This window comes from Sphingomonas sp. TDK1, from assembly GCF_001650735.1.
Lineage (GTDB): Bacteria > Pseudomonadota > Alphaproteobacteria > Sphingomonadales > Sphingomonadaceae > Sphingomonas.
On the sequence record NZ_LXVY01000001.1, the window covers coordinates 235,543 to 252,479 of the forward strand.

The 16,937-nt window shown below is 65.8% G+C and carries 11 protein-coding genes and 1 tRNA gene; 4 read left to right on the forward strand and 8 right to left on the reverse strand.

The genetic code is table 11. The features are described from left to right. Positions 1–46 precede the first annotated feature (46 nt). The 3 genes from A7X12_RS01025 (at position 47) to A7X12_RS01035 (ending at position 4,391) form a co-directional block, all read left to right on the forward strand. Positions 47–2,797, forward strand: coding sequence for a TonB-dependent receptor (locus A7X12_RS01025; RefSeq protein WP_232318216.1), 2,751 nt, complete (start codon positions 47–49; stop codon positions 2,795–2,797). A gap of 172 nt (positions 2,798–2,969) precedes the next feature. Then, positions 2,970–3,045: transfer RNA gene (locus tag A7X12_RS01030), tRNA-Thr, on the forward strand. Between the two features lie 161 nt (positions 3,046–3,206). Beyond that, positions 3,207–4,391, forward strand: coding sequence for a tyrosine-type recombinase/integrase (locus tag A7X12_RS01035; RefSeq protein WP_064309766.1), 1,185 nt, complete (start codon positions 3,207–3,209; stop codon positions 4,389–4,391). 462 nt (positions 4,392–4,853) lie between these two features. On the opposite strand, the gene cobA is transcribed toward A7X12_RS01035, so the two are convergent. The 8 genes from cobA to A7X12_RS01075 form a co-directional block, all read right to left on the reverse strand. After that, positions 4,854–5,705, reverse strand: coding sequence for a uroporphyrinogen-III C-methyltransferase (gene cobA, locus A7X12_RS01040; RefSeq protein WP_084444936.1), 852 nt, complete (start codon positions 5,703–5,705; stop codon positions 4,854–4,856). Then, positions 5,698–8,283, reverse strand: coding sequence for a nitrate reductase (locus A7X12_RS01045; protein ID WP_064309767.1), 2,586 nt, complete (start codon positions 8,281–8,283; stop codon positions 5,698–5,700). The genes cobA and A7X12_RS01045 overlap by 8 nt, the downstream gene beginning before the upstream one ends. Continuing rightward, positions 8,280–8,606 (reverse strand): nitrite reductase small subunit NirD, encoded by a 327-nt coding sequence (gene nirD, locus A7X12_RS01050; protein ID WP_064309768.1) that lies wholly within the window; start codon positions 8,604–8,606, stop codon positions 8,280–8,282. Before nirD ends, A7X12_RS01045 begins: the two co-directional genes overlap by 4 nt. Positions 8,607–8,611: 5 nt before the next feature. Further along, positions 8,612–11,113, reverse strand: coding sequence for a nitrite reductase large subunit NirB (gene nirB / locus A7X12_RS01055; RefSeq protein WP_064309769.1), 2,502 nt, complete (start codon positions 11,111–11,113; stop codon positions 8,612–8,614). A 191-nt stretch (positions 11,114–11,304) separates the two neighbouring features. Continuing rightward, positions 11,305–12,510: an alginate export family protein gene (locus A7X12_RS01060; protein WP_064309770.1), complete on the reverse strand. Its 1,206-nt coding sequence runs from the start codon at positions 12,508–12,510 to the stop codon at positions 11,305–11,307. A gap of 58 nt (positions 12,511–12,568) precedes the next feature. Further along, a complete protein-coding gene (locus tag A7X12_RS01065; RefSeq protein WP_064309771.1) occupies positions 12,569–13,816 on the reverse strand; it encodes a nitrate/nitrite transporter in 1,248 nt (415 codons plus the stop codon). Between the two features lie 230 nt (positions 13,817–14,046). Then, positions 14,047–15,261: a CmpA/NrtA family ABC transporter substrate-binding protein gene (locus tag A7X12_RS01070; protein WP_064309772.1), complete on the reverse strand. Its 1,215-nt coding sequence runs from the start codon at positions 15,259–15,261 to the stop codon at positions 14,047–14,049. Further along, the gene (locus tag A7X12_RS01075) at positions 15,258–15,842 is read right to left on the reverse strand and encodes an ANTAR domain-containing response regulator (RefSeq protein WP_064309773.1); all 585 of its coding nucleotides are present in this window, start codon (positions 15,840–15,842) and stop codon (positions 15,258–15,260) included. Before A7X12_RS01075 ends, A7X12_RS01070 begins: the two co-directional genes overlap by 4 nt. Before the next feature lie 351 nt (positions 15,843–16,193). On the opposite strand from A7X12_RS01075, the gene A7X12_RS01080 reads away from it, so the two are divergent. Continuing rightward, the gene (locus tag A7X12_RS01080; RefSeq protein ID WP_064309825.1) at positions 16,194–16,826 is read left to right on the forward strand and encodes a tyrosine-type recombinase/integrase; all 633 of its coding nucleotides are present in this window, start codon (positions 16,194–16,196) and stop codon (positions 16,824–16,826) included. Positions 16,827–16,937: the final 111 nt, after the last annotated feature.

Consider the following 16,937-nt stretch of genomic DNA (forward strand, 5'->3'; position numbering starts at 1 on the left):
GAACTTGCAGCAGCACAATAGCAGCCTGGGGGCGAAGGAAGGAAAAATGATGAGGGGTTTTCGTACGTCTTTGATGGTTTCGTCGAGCATTACCCTTGCGCTGGGCGCAGCGGCGCTCGTCGCAGCCGCACCGGCCGCCGCGCAGACGGCCGACCAGTCCGCTCCCGCAGCGGATTCCGATCAGATCGTCGTCACCGGCTACCGCAAGTCGCTGGCGGACTCGGCCGCCACCAAGCGCAAGGCCAATGCGATCGTCGACGTGATCAGCGCCGAGGACGTGGGCAAGTTCCCCGACCGCAACATCGCTGAATCGCTGTCGCACCTGCCGGGCGTGACCGTCGACCACCAGTTCGGTGAAGGCGAGCAGGTCTCGATCGCCGGCCTTGAGCCCGCGCTCAACCGCATTCTGATCGACGGCCACTCGGTCGCCTCGGCCGATTGGGGTGGCAATCCCTCGGACCGTTCGAGCCGCAGCTTCAACTATTCGCTGCTCTCGCCCGAAATCATCAGCCAGGCGATCGTCTACAAGACGCCGGAGGCCCGTCTGCAGGAAGGCGCGATCGGCGGCACCGTCGACGTCGTGACCCGCAAGCCGCTGGACCTGAAGCCGAACACCATCACGGCCTCGGGCGGTTATGCCTATAACGACCGTTCGTCGCGCGGCAGCCCGCGCGCGTCGGTGCTCTATAGCTGGCATAACGACTCCGGCACGTTCGGCGTGCTCGGCTCGGTCGGCTATGACCGCCAGTACCTCGCCCGCGCCGGCGTGGCGGTCTATGGCTATCTGACGGGCAAGAGCTTCTTCCAGCAGGACAAGAACGGCAACGTCATCAACGATGCCAACGGCAATCCGGTGCCGACGAACCCGAACCTGCAGGTCAACGGCGGCAACTACAAGGATCTGGTCAACGCCCGCCTGCCCGCGTTCCTGGCCCACGAATATTTCCAGCAGACCCGCCAGCGGCTGAGCTTCTCGGGCGCGATGCAGTGGAAGCCTGCCGACAATCTGACGCTGACCGCCACCGGCCTCGTCATTCGCGGCAATTACGACAATTTCAGCACGTCGGAATATAGCTACAACACCCGGGGCAACCTGATCCAGCAGGCCACGATCTCCAATGGGCTGATCACCTCGGCAACCTATGGCGCGGGTACCGGCACCAACTGGACCGGCGAACTCGACACCAACTTCCGCCGCACCCGCATCAAGAACGACAGCGGCACGTTGGCGATGGACTGGGACGTCAACGGCTGGAAGGTCACCGGCAATGTCGGCTGGACCCGCGCGTCGGGCGGCAAGCAGCCGGAATATCTGCTGAACTTCCGGACGCTGCAGGGCTTCACGGTTGGTGCCAACGGCCGCAACACGCTGCTCAACTGGCAGTATCCGGCCAGCGATGCCACGCGCTGGGTCAGCACCTCGCCGGGTGAATCGAGCCTGCAGACCGAGCCCGCGGTGCTCGCGGCGACGAACGGCGCTGGCTTTTTCGGCGCTCAGATCGGCGGCATCACCAATGCCGACCAGACGCTGGACAAGGAGAAGTACGGCCAGCTCGACTTCGAGCGCGACATCGCCTTCGGTCCGTTCGTCAAGATCCTGTTCGGCGGTCGCTACAACGACCACCTGAATCGCCAGCTCACCTATGGCGGCGCGACCTTCACCAACCGTGCCTTCACCTTGGCGGATCTCGGCTCGTACACGCTTGCCAGCGACCTGTACGATGGGCTTTCGACGACCGGTAACGGCACGCCCTACGCGACGCTTAACCAGGCCAATGCGATCGCCGCGCTCACGGGCCCGGGCACGCTCAACGTCACGCGTTCGCTCGACACCGGCAGCTACTTCCGCGTGAAGGAGAAGATCTACACCGGCTACGTCCAGGCGAACTTCGAGTCCGGCAAGTTCCGCGGCAACATCGGTGGGCGCTTCGTCAGCACCAAGGATGACAGCTTCTATTATCTGAGCTCGAACGGCCAGACGATCCCGCAGACCTCGTCCAGCACCGACAACCGCTTCCTGCCTGCGTTCAACATCGCCTATGATGCCGCACCGGGCGTGGTGCTGCGCGCCGCCGCGGCGAAGGTGATGGCGCGCCCGCGCTATTCGCAGCTCGCCGGTTCGTTCTCGCTGGACGACACGCAGAGCACCGGCAGCGCAGGCAACCCGGACCTGAAGCCCTATGCCGCGACCAACTTCGGTTTGTCGGCGGAATGGTATTTCACCAAGACCGGCTATATCTCGGCGGAAATCTTCTACCGCGATATCTCGAACTACATCTCGAACAGCAACGTCACGGTTCGCCTGACCAACCCGCTGACGCAGCAGACTCGCGACTACGCGATTTCGCAGCCGATCAACGGTGGCGGGGCATCGGTAACCGGCTTCTCGCTGACTGCGCAGACGCCGATCGCCTATGGCTTCGGTATCCAGGCAAACTACACCTTCGCCGACGCGGATACCGGCGTCAGCGGCCAGGGCCTGCCCTATCTCTCGCGCGATACCTACAACATCGTGCCGTATTTCGAGAGTGGCCCGTTCCAGGCGCGCGTGAGCTACAACTATCGTTCGAAGTACTTCTATGTCTTCGGTCGACTGTCGTCGGCGGACTATACCGACTCGTACCGCCAGCTCGACTTCTCGGCATCGTACAAGGTGCTCGAGAATTTCACGCTCACGGCGAATGCGTCGAACCTGCTGGACGAGACCTATTATCAGTACAGCGCGACGCCGCAGGCGCCGACCGCCCTGTACAAGAACGGCCGGACCTTCTCGATCAGCGCGAGCTTCCGGATGTAATTTCGCATCGGGCGCCGGTGAAAGCCGGCGCAATACGTTCCCAAGCACCTGCGCCTGTCCAGTCCGCTGGGCAGGCGCTTCTTTTTGGGGTGCGCGCGACGGTGACGCCCCTTCGCGCTTGACCCGCGCAGCCAAACCGCTCAGATGCGCTTCCCACTTGCAAGCAAGTCCGGCCGGTTTAGCTCAGCTGGTAGAGCAGCGGTTTTGTAAACCGAAGGTCGCGGGTTCGATTCCTGCAACCGGCACCATCCACCTTTCCACAGACATTCAAGGGCATCCAAAACTGGCGGATTTCCGCGGGTTTTGGCGGTATCTGATCCACCCAAATCCGGGCCGATCCATTGGAACCCGCGGCCCTTGACGGTATATTTGACGGTATCAGCACTGCGCCAGCGGAGGAGATACCGTCATGCTCACCGATGCAGCCGTCCGTCGAATCAAACCGCGGGACAAAGCGTTCAAAACCCAGGACATGCACGGCATGTACCTCCTCGTTCAGCCTGGCGGTGGTCGGTACTGGCGATGGGACTATCGTCACGACGGCAAGCGCGGCACGTTGGCGCTGGGCGTATATCCTAACGTCTCCCTAAAGGAAGCGCGCGAGCGCAGAGAGAACGCTCGGAAACTGCTCGAGAAGGGCATCAACCCCTCCTCCTACGGCAAACTGACGCGCGGGGTAGGCAGCATTTCGGCCGGAGATACGTTCGCCACCGTCGCCGACGAATGGCTGAAGAAGATCGAGGCGGAAGGGCGAGCGGCGAAGACCCTCGAAAAGCTCCGCTGGCTGATCGCGTTCGCCAACCCGCTGATCGGCACTCGACCGATCGGCGACATCAGCGCGCCAGAGCTGCTCACAGTATTGAGAACCGTGGAGGTTCGGGGCCGCTATGAGACGGCACGACGCCTCCGCAGTACCTGTAGCAGCGTCATTCGCTACGCGATCGCCACCGGACGGGCGCAGAGAGATGTGACCGCCGATCTCCAGGGCGCCCTGATCACGCCCAAGGTCAAACATCATGCTGCGATCATCGAGCCCGACAAGGTCGGCGCACTCTTGCGCGCCTTAGACGGGTACGAGGGCCAGCCATCGGTTGCCTTGGCGCTTCGGATCGCCCCACACGTGTTTGTGCGTCCGGGCGAACTGCGCGCTGCTGCGTGGGCAGAGTTCGACCTGTCAGCGAAGGTCTGGACCATCCCCGGCGAGAAGATGAAGATGGGCCGCCCGCATCGGGTCCCCCTCTCCAAGCAGGTGCTTGCGCTCCTAGCGGAGCTTCGAGAGATGCGCGGCAGGTCGCAGCTTCTGTTTCCAAGCGTCCGCTCAGACGCTCGCCCGATTTCCGACAATACCATCAACGCCGCCCTGCGCCGGCTGGGGTACGACAAGGCGCAGATGACGGGCCATGGCTTCCGCGCGATGGCCAGCAGCCTTCTCAACGAGAGCAGGAAATGGCACCCCGATGCGATCGAACGGCAGCTCGCGCATGTAGAGAGAAATGACGTGCGTCGAGCCTATCTCCGCGGCGAGCATTGGGACGAGCGCGTTCGGATGATGCAATACTGGTCAGATTATCTCGAGCGCTTGAAGGCAAGCTAGGACGCTAAAAGGTCGAAGCTCACATCACTTGTTGCTGACCGTTAATCAGCCATATCGTTCCGAAGGCAGAGGCCACAGGTTCGAATCCTGTCGGGTGCACCATTTTCAATGGCTTAGCTGGCTAAGCAGCAAACTTGTCAAATACACGTCAAATATACACGGCCGGACCCCTGCGGTTGCGGGCGCACGCCTCTGTCCGACTCTGACCGGTTGCAGCTTCGACCGGTCTCAGATTCGTCAGGCGGAGCGGGTTGGGAAGCGCCAGATGATGAACTGCCAATCTGCCCTTCGGACGCCCGAATCCAGACGCCATGGCGCGGGAATGAGTACGGAACCCGAAGGGCCGGACGTGGGACTTACCTGCCGTTCCCAAGTGATATGCGGAACAGCAGCTTCGTTCAGGAGCCGTCGTTCCAACGTCCGCCCGACCCGTATCGTAAACGACGCCGTAAGCCCAATCCATCAGAGTCGCTTTGATGCAAACAAGGTGGGAGGCATATCGACTTTACGTACCGGACTCTTGCTTTGGGGTAGCCCATCGCGAGGGGAGTTCAGCCCGGACCCGGCGATTTGCATACTACCCCCGACAGCAAGTGCTTCGCCCACCAGAATGAGAGTCGGCTGATCGCTGGGGAAGGCCGATATCGCGATATGGAGCAGATCAAGGCGAGTGTGCAGGAGCCGCTCGCTGGCAAGGCTCACATCGCACGCGACCAGAACCGGCGTGGCACCCGAAAGCCCCGCGGTCGTGAGATTGCGGCTGATCTCTGCAGCCGCACTACGCCCCATGTAGAACACGGTCGTGCAATGCGGGTCCGCCAAGGCTGCCCAGTCTAGATCGAGCGGTGCATCGCCGCGCTTGTGCGCGGTGGCGAACTGCACGCGCCGCGCCAGTCCCCGCAGCGAGAGCGAGACGCCCGCCGAGGCCGCTGCCGCGCTGGCGGCGGTGATGCCGGGGCAAATTCGCACCGGCACGCCGGCCTGAACGAGGGCCGAACACTCCTCCATCGAACGGCCGAAGATCGAGGGGTCGCCGCCCTTCAGCCGGACCACCCGTTCGCCCGCCTGGGCCGCGGTGACGAGAAGCTCGTTGATCGCCCGCTGCTCCTTGGAATGCCGGCCGGCGCGCTTGCCGACCGGCACCCGGCGCGCCGTTGCGGGGATCAGCGCCAGAACAGCCTCGCCCACCAACGCGTCGTAGAACACGATCGTCGCGGTACGCAGCAGCCGCTCGGCCTTGCGGGTCAGCAGGTCGGGATCGCCGGGCCCCGCGCCGACCAGCCAAACGCTGCCTGCGGGAAATTCGTCAGCCATGTGCGGCCTCCTTCGGCATGGTGGTGAGAATGCGGGCAAGCGCCGGGCGGCACGATCCGCAATTGGTGCCGGCTCCCAGCGCCGCGCCGATCGCGGCAACGTCCTGCAGCCGCTGATCGCGGATGGCTGCAGTGATGGTGTGCAGGCCGACGTCGAAACAGGCGCAGACGATCGGCCCCCGATCGCTCCGCCGCCCCGGTGCGCGGCCGGCGAGGACCTGCGGCCCTTGGGGCTGGTCGAGTTGCGAGATCAGCCAGTCGCGGCTCGGTAACTCGCCGCTGCGGGTGACGAACAGCACCGCAGCAAGTCTGCCCTCCCGCAATACCGCCACGCGCAGGGTCCCGCGCGCAGGATCGCTCGCCTCGATCCGTTCGCCCGGCGGAAGCGCCCGGCCAACCGCGGCGGCGTCGCCGATTCCGGCAAGTTCATAGAGCGCGCCTCCCAGCACCGCCACGCGGGTCGCCCACAGACAATCCGGGGCCAGCACCTCGCCCCGCACGATCAGAAAGCCGCGCCAGTCGACCGCCACCGGCAGGATCCGCGCAGGCGAGAGCTTGAACCCTGGTTGGCCCGAATGCGGATCGGCGAGATCGCGGGCGAGCAGTCCCGTGCGGCCGGCACGCGACTGCTGGTCGGTCCAATGAATCGGCGTGAACAGCTCGCCCCGGCGCTGGCCTGGCTGATGGGCGACACGGAACAGGCTCTCGCCCTGCGGCGTCGCCACCCGTGCGAGCGCGCCATCGGCGAGCCCCAGGGCGGAGGCGTCTTCCGGGTGGATTTCGACCAGCGGCTCCTCCCGATGCCGGGCGAGCTTGGGCGACAGGCCTGTCCGCGTCATCGTGTGCCACTGGTCGCGGTACCGGCCGGTGTTGAGCGTCATTGGCCAGTCGCGCAGCGGCGGCTCCAGCGGGCGCTGCGCCACCGGGACGAGCCGCGCGCGGGCGCTCGGCGTGGGATAGTGCCCCTCGGCGAACGGCGCGGCATTCCACTGGAACGGCGCCATCGCGTCATAGGCGTGATTGCCGATCGCGGCCTGCGCCTTCAGGTCGAGCATCCGTGCGCCATCGTTGCGATAGGCGGTCAGGCGGGCGTGCTCGCGCCAGATCTCGGCAGGACGATCATAGGCGAAGGCGGTGCGGAACCCCATCCGCCGGGCGACGTGGGTGACGATCCACCAGTCGGGCTTTGCCTCGCCGAGCAGCGGCAGGAAGGCGCGCTGGCGGCTGATCGTGCGTTCGGAGTTGGTGACGGTGCCGTCCTTCTCTCCCCAGGCGGCAGCCGGCAGGCGCACATGCGCGTGGACGCTGGTGTCGGTCTCGGCGATGACGTCGGACACGACAACGAAAGGACAGTTGGCCAGTGCCTCGCGCACGCGGCCCGCATCGGGCATCGACACGGCGGGGTTGGTCGCCATAATCCACAAGGCCTTGATCCGCCCTTCGCCCACGGCGCGGAACAGGTCGACGGCCTTCAGGCCAGGCTTGGTCGCCATGCGCGCGGCGGCCCAGAAGCGACCGACATCGGCGATGTCCTCCGCCCCGAAGCCACGATGCGCCGCCAGCGTCGAGGCCAGCCCGCCCACCTCGCGCCCGCCCATCGCATTGGGCTGGCCGGTAATCGAGAAGGGCGCTGCACCGGGCGTGCCGATCCGGCCGGTAGCGAGGTGGAGATTGAGGATCGCATTCACCTGATCGGTGCCGCGGATCGACTGGTTGATGCCCTGGCTGAACAGCGTGACGGTGCGCGGATTCGCGGCGAACAGCTGATAGAAGCGCTGGAGATCGGCAGGCGCCAGATCGCAGGCCTGGGCGGTGGACCAGAGATCGTGCCCCTCGCCCAGCGCTTCCCAGAACCCTTCGGGCACATCGAGGTTCGCGGAATCGGCCAAGCCCTCTGCGCGGCAATAGGCGAGCAGGCCGTTGAACAGCGCCACATCGCTGCCGGGACGCAGGGCCAGGTGAAGGTCCGCCTCGTCGGCCGTCTCGGTACGACGAGGATCGATCACGACCAGTTTCGTCCCACGCTCGGCCCGCGCAGCCATGATCCGCTGATAGACGACCGGATGGCACCAGGCGGTGTTCGAACCCACCAGCACGATCAGATCGGCGGCGTCGATATCGGCATAGCTGCCGGCCACCACATCCTCACCGAACGCGCGCATATGCCCCGCCACCGCGCTCGACATGCACAGCCGCGAGTTGGTGTCGATATTGGCCGAGCCGATGAAGCCCTTCATCAACTTGTTGGCGACGTAATAGTCCTCGGTCAGCAGCTGGCCCGAGACGTAGAAGGCGACGCTGTCCGGGCCATGTTCGGCGATCGCCTCGCGGAAGCGGCGGGCGACGAGGTCGAGCGCCTTGTCCCAGCTGGCGCGGCGATCGCCGATCATCGGATGGAGCAGGCGTCCCTCCAGCCCTACGGTTTCCCCGAGATGCGTGCCCTTGGAGCAGAGCCTGCCGCGATTGGCCGGGTGGTCGGGATCGCCCTCGATGTGGACGGTCCGCTCGGCGGTGACGGTCGCGCGGATGCCGCAGCCGACGCCGCAATAGGCGCAGGTGGTGCGGGTGGCCGTGCTCACGCCGCCGCCCGCACCGGGCTGGCGAGCAGGATCCGCTCGCCCTCCATTCGTACCGGCACCACCGGCGTGCAGCCGGCATCCTGTTCCAAAGCGGTGCCGGTCGCGAGGGAGATTCGCAGATTGTGCAGCGGGCAGGCCACCGCATGGCCATGGACGATGCCTGCGCTCAGCGGTCCGCCCTTGTGGGGGCAGCGGTCGATCAGCGCGAAGACCTGGTCGTCATGGGTGCGGAACACCGCCACCGGTTCCCCGGCAAGGGTAAGCGTGCGGCTGCCCCGCAGCGGCAGGTCGGCGAGCGTGCCGATATCGGTCCAGTCGGTCATCCGGCTTACTCCGCGGCGGCGAGAAGGGGCTGGTGCAGGCCGGCGTCGGCGCCCGCCACGCGCTCGGCCCAGGGGTCGTCCTGGCTGAAGGACTGGGAATGCAAGAAGCGCGCGGCCAGCGCGTCGCGGCCTGCTTCGTCCTCGACGACGCGGGCCTTCAGATAGGCGAGCCCAACCCGCTCGATCCACGGCGCGGTGCGCTCGAGATAGCGCGCCTCCTCGCGGTAGAGCTGCACGAAGGCGGCGGCATAGTGCATCGCCTCGTCCTCGGTCGTTACCTTCACCAGCAGGTCGGTGGCGCGGACATGGATGCCGCCATTGCCGCCGACGTGCAGCTCATATCCAGAGTCCACGCATACCACGCCGAAGTCCTTGATCGTCGCTTCGGCGCAGTTCCGCGGGCAGCCGGAGACCGCCATCTTGAACTTGTGCGGCATCCAGCTTCCCCAGAAGCCGCGCTCCAGCTTGATGCCGAGCCCGGTCGAATCCTGCGTGCCGAAGCGGCACCATTCGGAGCCGACACAGGTCTTCACCGTCCGCAGCGCCTTGGCATAGGCATGGCCTGAGACCATTCCGGCCGCGTTCAGATCGGCCCACACCGCCGGCAGATCCTCCTTGCGGATGCCGAAGATATCCAGCCGCTGGCCGCCCGTCACCTTCACCATGGGCGCGTTGAACTTCTCCACCACATCGGCGATCGCGCGCAGCTCGGCGGGCGTGGTCACTCCGCCCCACATGCGCGGCACCACCGAATAGGTGCCGTCCTTCTGGATGTTGGCGTGCAGCCGCTCGTTGACGAAGCGGCTCTGCTGGTCGTCGACATATTCGCCCGGCCACGCGCAGAGCAGATAATAGTTGAGCGCCGGCCGGCAGGACGAACATCCGTCGGGGGTCGACCAGTGCAGCCGCTGCATCACCTCGGGGATCGCACGCATACCCTGCTCGACGATCGCCCGGCGCACTTCGTCATGGCCGTAGCTGGTGCATTTGCACATCGTCTTCGGTCCCGCCTGCACGGCTTCCTCGCCCAGCGTCAGCGCGAGCAGATGCTCGACGATGCCGGTGCACGATCCGCAACTGGCCGAGGCCTTGCAGGTTGCGCGGACGGCATCGAGGCTGCACGCGCCGCCCGTGATGCTCGCGACCACCTGCCCCTTGGAAACGCCGTTGCAGCCGCAGATCTCGGCATCGTCCGAGAGCGCCGCAACGGCGGCTTTAGGGTCCGCCTGCCCCCCTCCCGAGGCGAAGGCCTGGCCGTAGATCAGCACGTCGCGGATCGGGGCGACGTCCTCGCCCTTCTTGAGCAGGTCGAAATACCAGCCGCCGTCGCCGGTATCGCCGAACAGCACCGCGCCGATGATGCGGTCGTCCTTGAGCACCACCCGCTTGTAGATGCCGCGCGCCGCGTCGCGCAGCACGATGTCCTCGCAGCCCTCGCCGCCGGAGAAATCGCCCGCCGAGAACACGTCGAGCCCGGCGACCTTGAGCTTGGTCGAGGTCGCCGATCCGCGATAGGGATTGGCGCGCGCCACCAGCCCGTCGGCCAGACTGCGGCACATGTCCCACAAGGGCGCGACCAGGCCGTAGCACTGCCCGTCATGCTCGACGCATTCGCCCACCGCAAGCACGTCGGCATCGCTGGTCACCATGTGATCGTCGACCTGGATGCCGCGGCCCACCGCAAGCCCGGCCTCCCGCGCGAGCTTCACCGAAGGGCGGATGCCGACCGCCATCACCACCAGCTTGGCCGGGAGCACGCGCCCGTCCTTGAGCTGCACGCCCTCGACCTTGCCGTCGCCGAGGATCGCGGCGGTATCGGCGCCGGTCAGGATCGTCTGCCCGCGTGCCTCGAGCGCCGACTTGAGCAGCCAACCCGCCGCCTCGTCGAGCTGGCGTTCCATCAGCGTTGGCATCAGGTGGAGCACCGTGACCTTCATGCCGCGCAGCGTAAGGCCGTGTGCCGCTTCCAGCCCGAGCAGCCCGCCGCCGATCACCACCGCTTCGCCGCCGCCGCACGCTGCCGCCAGCATCGCGTCGACATCGGCCATGTCGCGGAAGCTGATGACGCCGGGCAGGTCGTGCCCCGGCACGGGAATGATGAACGGATCGGAGCCGGTGGCGATCAACAGCTTGTCATAGCCGGTGACGCGGCCGGACTTCGCAGTGACGGTCCGCGCGGCGCGGTCGATCGCCACCACTGGATCGCCCGCCACCAGCTCGATGCCGTGCTGCGCATACCAGGCATGATCGTTGATCACGATCTCCTGAAACGTCTTCTCGCCGGCCAGCACCGGCGACAGCATGATGCGGTTGTAGTTAACGTGCGGCTCGGCGCCGAAGATGGTGACGCGGAAGCGCGTGCCGTCGCGCGCGAGCAGCTCCCCCACCGCGCGACAGCCCGCCATGCCGTTGCCGATGACGACCAGATGCTCGCGCGCCTCGGGCGGCGAGACGGTCCCGGCGGGACTATCGTCGGCGAGGATTGCCGTGCCTTCGAGAAACTCCATCCGCTTCGCTCCAAAACGAAAAAGCCGCCATCCGGCGCCCGGAACTTGCGAACCGAGCGCTGGATGGCGGCTTTGCCATCAACAGGACCACGTTTGCCCATCTTCGGGCTGGCGTGGCTATGTGCGAAGGACGGCCTTGTCCTTCGCGTTGCAACATAAACCGATTCGCGGAACCGCTCAAGCGATTCCGCTCAATAGCTCCAATCCAGCTGCAGCCAGAATTTGCTGGTATCGGTGGCGAGGCGATCGGCCGTGTACCGCGCATAGCGCGCCGACAGCAGCGTCTTCTTCATCTTCACCGTAGCGAGCAGGTCGATCTCGTCGCCATAATGCCGCTCCAGCCGGTCGCTTTCGAACCGATGCCATGTCGCCTGCAGCGTCAGTGCATCCACCTTGCCCAGCTTCTTCCAGCCATAGCCGCCGCCGGCATAGAGGTCGCGCACGCCGTCCGGCGGCGTGGTCAGGAACTTGTCCGCCCAACCCTGGAACTTGAAGTTGGTACCGAGCGGCGTCTGGAAACTGGTGAGCGCTGCGCCCTTGTCCGCGCCCAGGACTTCATAGCCGCCGTTGAGCTTCCAGCCACGCACGTCCAGCGTCGCGTCCGCCAGCCAATAGCCGGCGGAGTAGCGATTGGGGTTGCGGTGATAGTCGGATTGCGTCGCCCAGCTGAGCTGGTAGCTCAGCTTCACCTTTGGTCCCAGGGCCCGGCCGCCCGCCAGCCGCCCGCCATAGGTCTGGCTGGCGAGACGATAGCCCTGCACTTCGGGCTCGTCCTGGTCGACCAGATAGGCGAAACCGGTCAGCGTGCCGATCGGGGTCGCTGTGGAGAGATTGGCGAACACATTGTCGCCGCCCACACCCCGCTGCCGCGCGCCGCGACCATCGGTGCCCCAGATGGTGCGGACGTCCCAGGCATAGGCGATGTCGAGCTTCACGCCCTTGAGCGGTACCAGCTCGCCGCGCACCGCGTCGAACGTCTGCGCGTTGTTGCGAAAGCCAACATTGCCGACGAAACGCTCATCGTCCAGCGCGATCCGCTGGCGCCCGGCGGTGACGGTCAGCGGCCGCGTGCGGTATTGCAATTGTGCGCGGTAGATCGCGACATCCTGCGGATCGGCGACCAGCGGCCGGGTCGCGGCACCGTGCAGCCCGTCATAATAGTTGCCGACCAGCGCCAGATTGCCCTGCGCCTCGCCCAACACCGCCCATGGGCCGCTGTGCAGCTCGGCACCGGCGCGCACGCGCAACGTCCACGTATCCGCCGTCTGGGCGAGCCCATCCTGGTCGACATGCTCATAGCGGGTGCGCGCCTCGATCAGCGGCTTCACCGCAATGTCCTGGGCACAGGCCGGCCCTGCGACGGCCAGCGCGGCCGCCGTCGTTAAGATCGTTCGCATGAAAGTCCCCCCAAAAATGGGGCGGCGCATTTGGTATCGCGCCGCCCTCCCCTCCGACTTAGATGCGCGCGCCGCTCGTCCAGCGCGCGCGCCACGAGGCCTTGACCAGCGTCAGGCCCAGCAGCGCGACCAACGCGAGTCCGGCGAAGATCAGGAAGCCCGGCGCGAAGCTGCCCGCCAGCTGCTTGGCAACGCCGAGCGACGAGGCGAGATAGAAGCCGCCGATCCCGCCGGCCATGCCGACCAACCCGGTCATCACGCCGATCTCCGCTTGGAAACGCTGGGGCACCAGCTGGAACACCGATCCGTTGCCGGTGCCCAGCGCCAGCATGGCGACGACGAAACAGCCCAGCGCCGCCGGCAGGGTCGGCGCAACGCTGACGCCCGTCAGCGCGGCGGCGGCGACCAGAAACACGACCGAGAGCGTTTTCACGCCACCGATCTTGTCGGCGAGTGCGCCACCCAGCGGCCGCACCAGCGATCCCGCGAACACGCAGGCGGCAGTGCAATAGCCGGCAACGATGGTCGTCAGCTTGAACTGATCGGTGAAATAGATCGGCAGCGACGCCGCCAGCCCGACGAACCCACCAAAGGTGACCGCATAGAAGCCCATCAGCCACCAGGCGTCGGCCGATTTCAACGGATGCAGATATTCGACGAGCGACTTTGGCGCAGGCGCGTTCGGTGCGTCCTTGGCCATCGCCAGATAGAGTATGAAGACAATGCCCAGCGGAACGCACGCCAGCCCCAGCACGGCGTTCCAGCCGAACAGCTTGGCGAGCGCGGGGGCGAACAGCGCGGCGAGCACGGTGCCCGAATTGCCCATTCCCGCCAGCCCCATCGCCTTGCCCTGATGCTCGGCCGGGTACCAGCGACTGGCGAGCGGCAGCGCGATCGCGAAGCTCGCGCCGGCAAAGCCGAGGATCACGCCCAGCGCCAGCGTGCCGCCGAAGCTGTTCACGCCGAGCAGATAGGCGGACAGCAGCCCGCCGATCACGATCATCTGGCTGATCGCGCCCGAACGTTTCGGCCCGATGCGATCGACCAGCAGCCCGTTGACCACGCGCAGCAACGCGCCGGCCAGCGTCGGCGTCGCCACCATCAGCCCCTTTTGTGCGGCGGTGAGATGCAGCGTCCTGGCGATATCGGGCGCGAGCGGGCCGAGCAGCACCCACACCATGAAGGCGAGATCGAAATAGAGAAATGCGGCGACCAGCGTCGGCCAATGCCCGCTGCGCCAGAAGCTGCCGCCGCTTGTCGTGCTGGTAGATTGGTGCACGCGTCGATCCAGAAATGCCGTTGCCATGATGACTTCCCCAATGCCGATCTGAAAAGGACAAGAAAAAAGCCGCCCGCCGGACGTTCGCGTGGGTGCGAAATCCGGTCAGCGGCTTTGCTGGGTTCAGAGGGGGAGGCAGGCCCCGGCGTTGGGGTGCCCTCCCGATGGGCGCGCATCCTTGCGCGCGACTCATGGATCATCGCCCGAAACGAGCTTTGCTGCAAGCGCGAAGTTATAGCGGGTGGAGCGCTTGCTCTTTACCCGCGCGGACCGGCGAATCCCGCCAGATACGCGTCCAGCTGCTCGGGATCGAACACGCGGCCGTCGAAAAACCGGTCCGGCCCGAGCGTCAGCGCGCCGCGATGCGCGCCGACGCCGATCGGCGAAGTTACCGCGCCTTCCAGTTTCATGCTCGCCCCCGGCATCGCTTCGCCGCTGGCGCCCAGTGCGCGACGATAGATGTCGGGCCGGAACACCGCGCCGGCCGCAGCCTCTGCCTCGGCGCTCGGCTCGGCCTGCTTCCAGCGGACGAGCTGCGAATAAATCCACAGCGCTTGGCTGCGCCACGGAAAGGCGGTCGCCTCGCGGTGGAACAGCAGGAAATCGGGTTGCTCGACCACCGGCGCATCGGCGCGCGGGAGCACCTGTCCTGCAAGCCCCGCCTCGATCAGCTCGGCCGGTTCGCCGACATAGGCGGGCCGCGCCAGCAACGCCGCCAATTCCTCTCGGTTCGCAGGGTCGTCGCACCAGCGCGACGCTGCCGCCAGCGCCAGCAGCAGTCGGTCGACCGTCTCGGCATTGGCGTCCATCCAGTCGGTGCGCAGCGCCAGCACCTTCTCCACGCCGCGCTGCCAGATCCGCGCGCCGATCGCCACCGCCTCGGCCAAGCCTTGCGCGATCGCCGCCGCCGGCCACGGATCGCCGGCGATAAACCCGTCAATCTCGCCCAGCCGCATCGCCTCCACGGTCAGCGAGGGCGGCAACACGCGCAGCACCACGTCGCGATCGGGGTCGATGCCCACGCTGCCCAGCCAGTAGCGCAGCATCAAAGCGTGGCCGGAGAAGCGGTGAACGATGCCGATGATCGGCTTGCGCTTGAACAGCCCGATCGCCGCGGCGAAATCATGCCCCGTGCCCAGCGGATCGGCGAGCCGCGCCGGCAGGTCCTGCTCCAGCGCTGCGGCGAATTCGCCCGACATCACCAGCATGTTGCCGTTGCTATTGAGCTTGAACGGCGCCGACAGCGCCGCCGGCTGCTGGCTTAGCCCCAGCGTCACCGCCACGGTGAGCGGGGCCAGCATCTGCGCTGCCTGCACCTGGCCATAGACCAGCCGGTCGCGCAGGGTCGCCCAGCTGGTCGTCCGCACTAGTTCCAGATCGATGCCCTGTGCCTCGGCGAACCCCTTTCCGCGCGCGGCGACCAACACCGCGCTGTCGGTAAGCGGCAGGAAGGCGGCGCGGATCGGTGTCATGCATTGCCTCCACCGAGCAGACTGCTGGCGGTGATCAGCGCCTCCGCCACATCGACGAGCCGGCGGCCCTGGTTCATCGCGGTTGAGCGCAGCAGCGCATAGGCGTCGGCTTCGTTCAATCCGCGCTGTGCCATCAGAATCGCCTTCGCCTTGTCGATCGTCTTGCGGTTGGCGAGCGCGGTGCGCGCCTCGTCCAGTTCGCTCTGCATCCGGGAAAAGGCGGTGAACCGCCGCACTGCCAGTTCCAGGATTGGCTTCACCCGATCCTTGCGCAATCCGTCCACGACATAGGCGGACACGCCCGCATCGATTGCTGCGCCGATCATCATATCGTCGGATTGGTCCACGAACATTGCGATCGGCTTGGCGAGCGCACGGCTCACGAGCAGCATTTCCTCCAGCGTGTCGCGGCTCGGGCTGCCCAGATCCATCAGAACGACGTCGGGCGCCATGCGCTCGATCCGCGCGACAAAAGCCCCGCGCGGCGGAACGAAATGGATATCGTCATACCCCGCCTCGCGCAGGCCCTCTTCGAGGACCGATGCGCGGGCTCCGCTGTCATCGACAATGACGATCCGCACCCCAGCGCCTTTCGCAGTTGCAAAATGAACTGGCAGCAAAGCGCAGGCGCGTCAAATGGGCACCGACCGAGCAGGACACCCGCCGAGTGCAGGCGGCGTCAAACTCAATACCGATTTATGCCGTTAAAAACGGAAACTTGACACCCACGCCTCCGCGCAACTGCTGGCGGCGGCGCGCGGCTAAACGACCGACTGGTTTGCGCGACCGGAATGGCGGCTTCCAGCCAGAGCCGCCGCTCGCATCAACGACGCTGAATGTCTTGAGTTGGTCGGTAGGTGCCTCGGGGCATTCCCGCTTCTGAGGCTCGAAAACGTTCTTCGGACGGCCGCTCTGGCCATCGGAGAATGATCATGGAGATGTCTGAAACCGAACTCACCGCGACAAAGCGCCCAGTCTGGAATGCCGGACGGACGGTCGGCGCGAAGCGCGCGCTGAAACCGAAACAGATATGGGAGATCCGATTTTACCTCAATCAGCGCCGCCGCTTGCGAGATCGGGCGCTGTTCGACCTGGCGATCGACAGCAAACTGCGGGGCTGCGACCTGGTACAGATGAAGATCCGCGACTTGGTCAGCGGCGGGCAGATCCGAACGCGTGCGATCGTGATGCAACAGAAAACCGGTCGGCCGGTTCAGTTTGAATTGCTTCCAGACGCTCGGACTAGCCTGCTGGCGTGGCTTGAACGGCGGGGCGGCGCAGTGGACGATTATGTCTTTCCGAGCAGAATTGATCATAATGGGCATCTCAGCACCCGCCAGTATGCACGGCTTGTCGATGAATGGGTGACCGGCGTCGGTCTGATGCGAAGCGAGTATGGCACGCACTCGCTTCGCCGAACGAAGGCTTCGATCATATACAGGGCGACCGGCAACCTTCGTGCAGTCCAAATTCTTCTCGGTCATAGCAAGATCGAGAACACGGTGCGCTATCTCGGCATCGACGTGGAAGACGCGCTTGCTTTTGCAGAGAACACCGAAATCTGACCCGATGGCTCCTCGCCTCCGGCGAGGGGCCTCTTCACCGTGCTGTGGGACAATCGTGCCATGGCCAGTTTGCCTGCCGAGTAGCCGGTGTTGGGTGAAAAATCGTTCGAT

What these genes read in the sequence shown, in the direction of transcription:
- cobA (WP_084444936.1), bottom strand. Translation starts at nt 5,705, where the DNA reads ATGGCTGACGAATTTCCCGCAGGCAGCGTTTGGCTGGTCGGCGCGGGG.
- nirD (WP_064309768.1), bottom strand. Translation starts at nt 8,606, where the DNA reads ATGACCGACTGGACCGATATCGGCACGCTCGCCGACCTGCCGCTGCGG.
- A7X12_RS01080 (WP_064309825.1), top strand. Translation starts at nt 16,194, where the DNA reads ATGGAGATGTCTGAAACCGAACTCACCGCGACAAAGCGCCCAGTCTGG.
- A7X12_RS01060 (WP_064309770.1), bottom strand. Translation starts at nt 12,510, where the DNA reads ATGCGAACGATCTTAACGACGGCGGCCGCGCTGGCCGTCGCAGGGCCG.
- A7X12_RS01035 (WP_064309766.1), top strand. Translation starts at nt 3,207, where the DNA reads ATGCTCACCGATGCAGCCGTCCGTCGAATCAAACCGCGGGACAAAGCG.
- nirB (WP_064309769.1), bottom strand. Translation starts at nt 11,113, where the DNA reads ATGGAGTTTCTCGAAGGCACGGCAATCCTCGCCGACGATAGTCCCGCC.
- A7X12_RS01070 (WP_064309772.1), bottom strand. Translation starts at nt 15,261, where the DNA reads ATGACACCGATCCGCGCCGCCTTCCTGCCGCTTACCGACAGCGCGGTG.
- A7X12_RS01065 (WP_064309771.1), bottom strand. Translation starts at nt 13,816, where the DNA reads ATGGCAACGGCATTTCTGGATCGACGCGTGCACCAATCTACCAGCACG.
- A7X12_RS01025 (WP_232318216.1), top strand. Translation starts at nt 47, where the DNA reads ATGATGAGGGGTTTTCGTACGTCTTTGATGGTTTCGTCGAGCATTACC.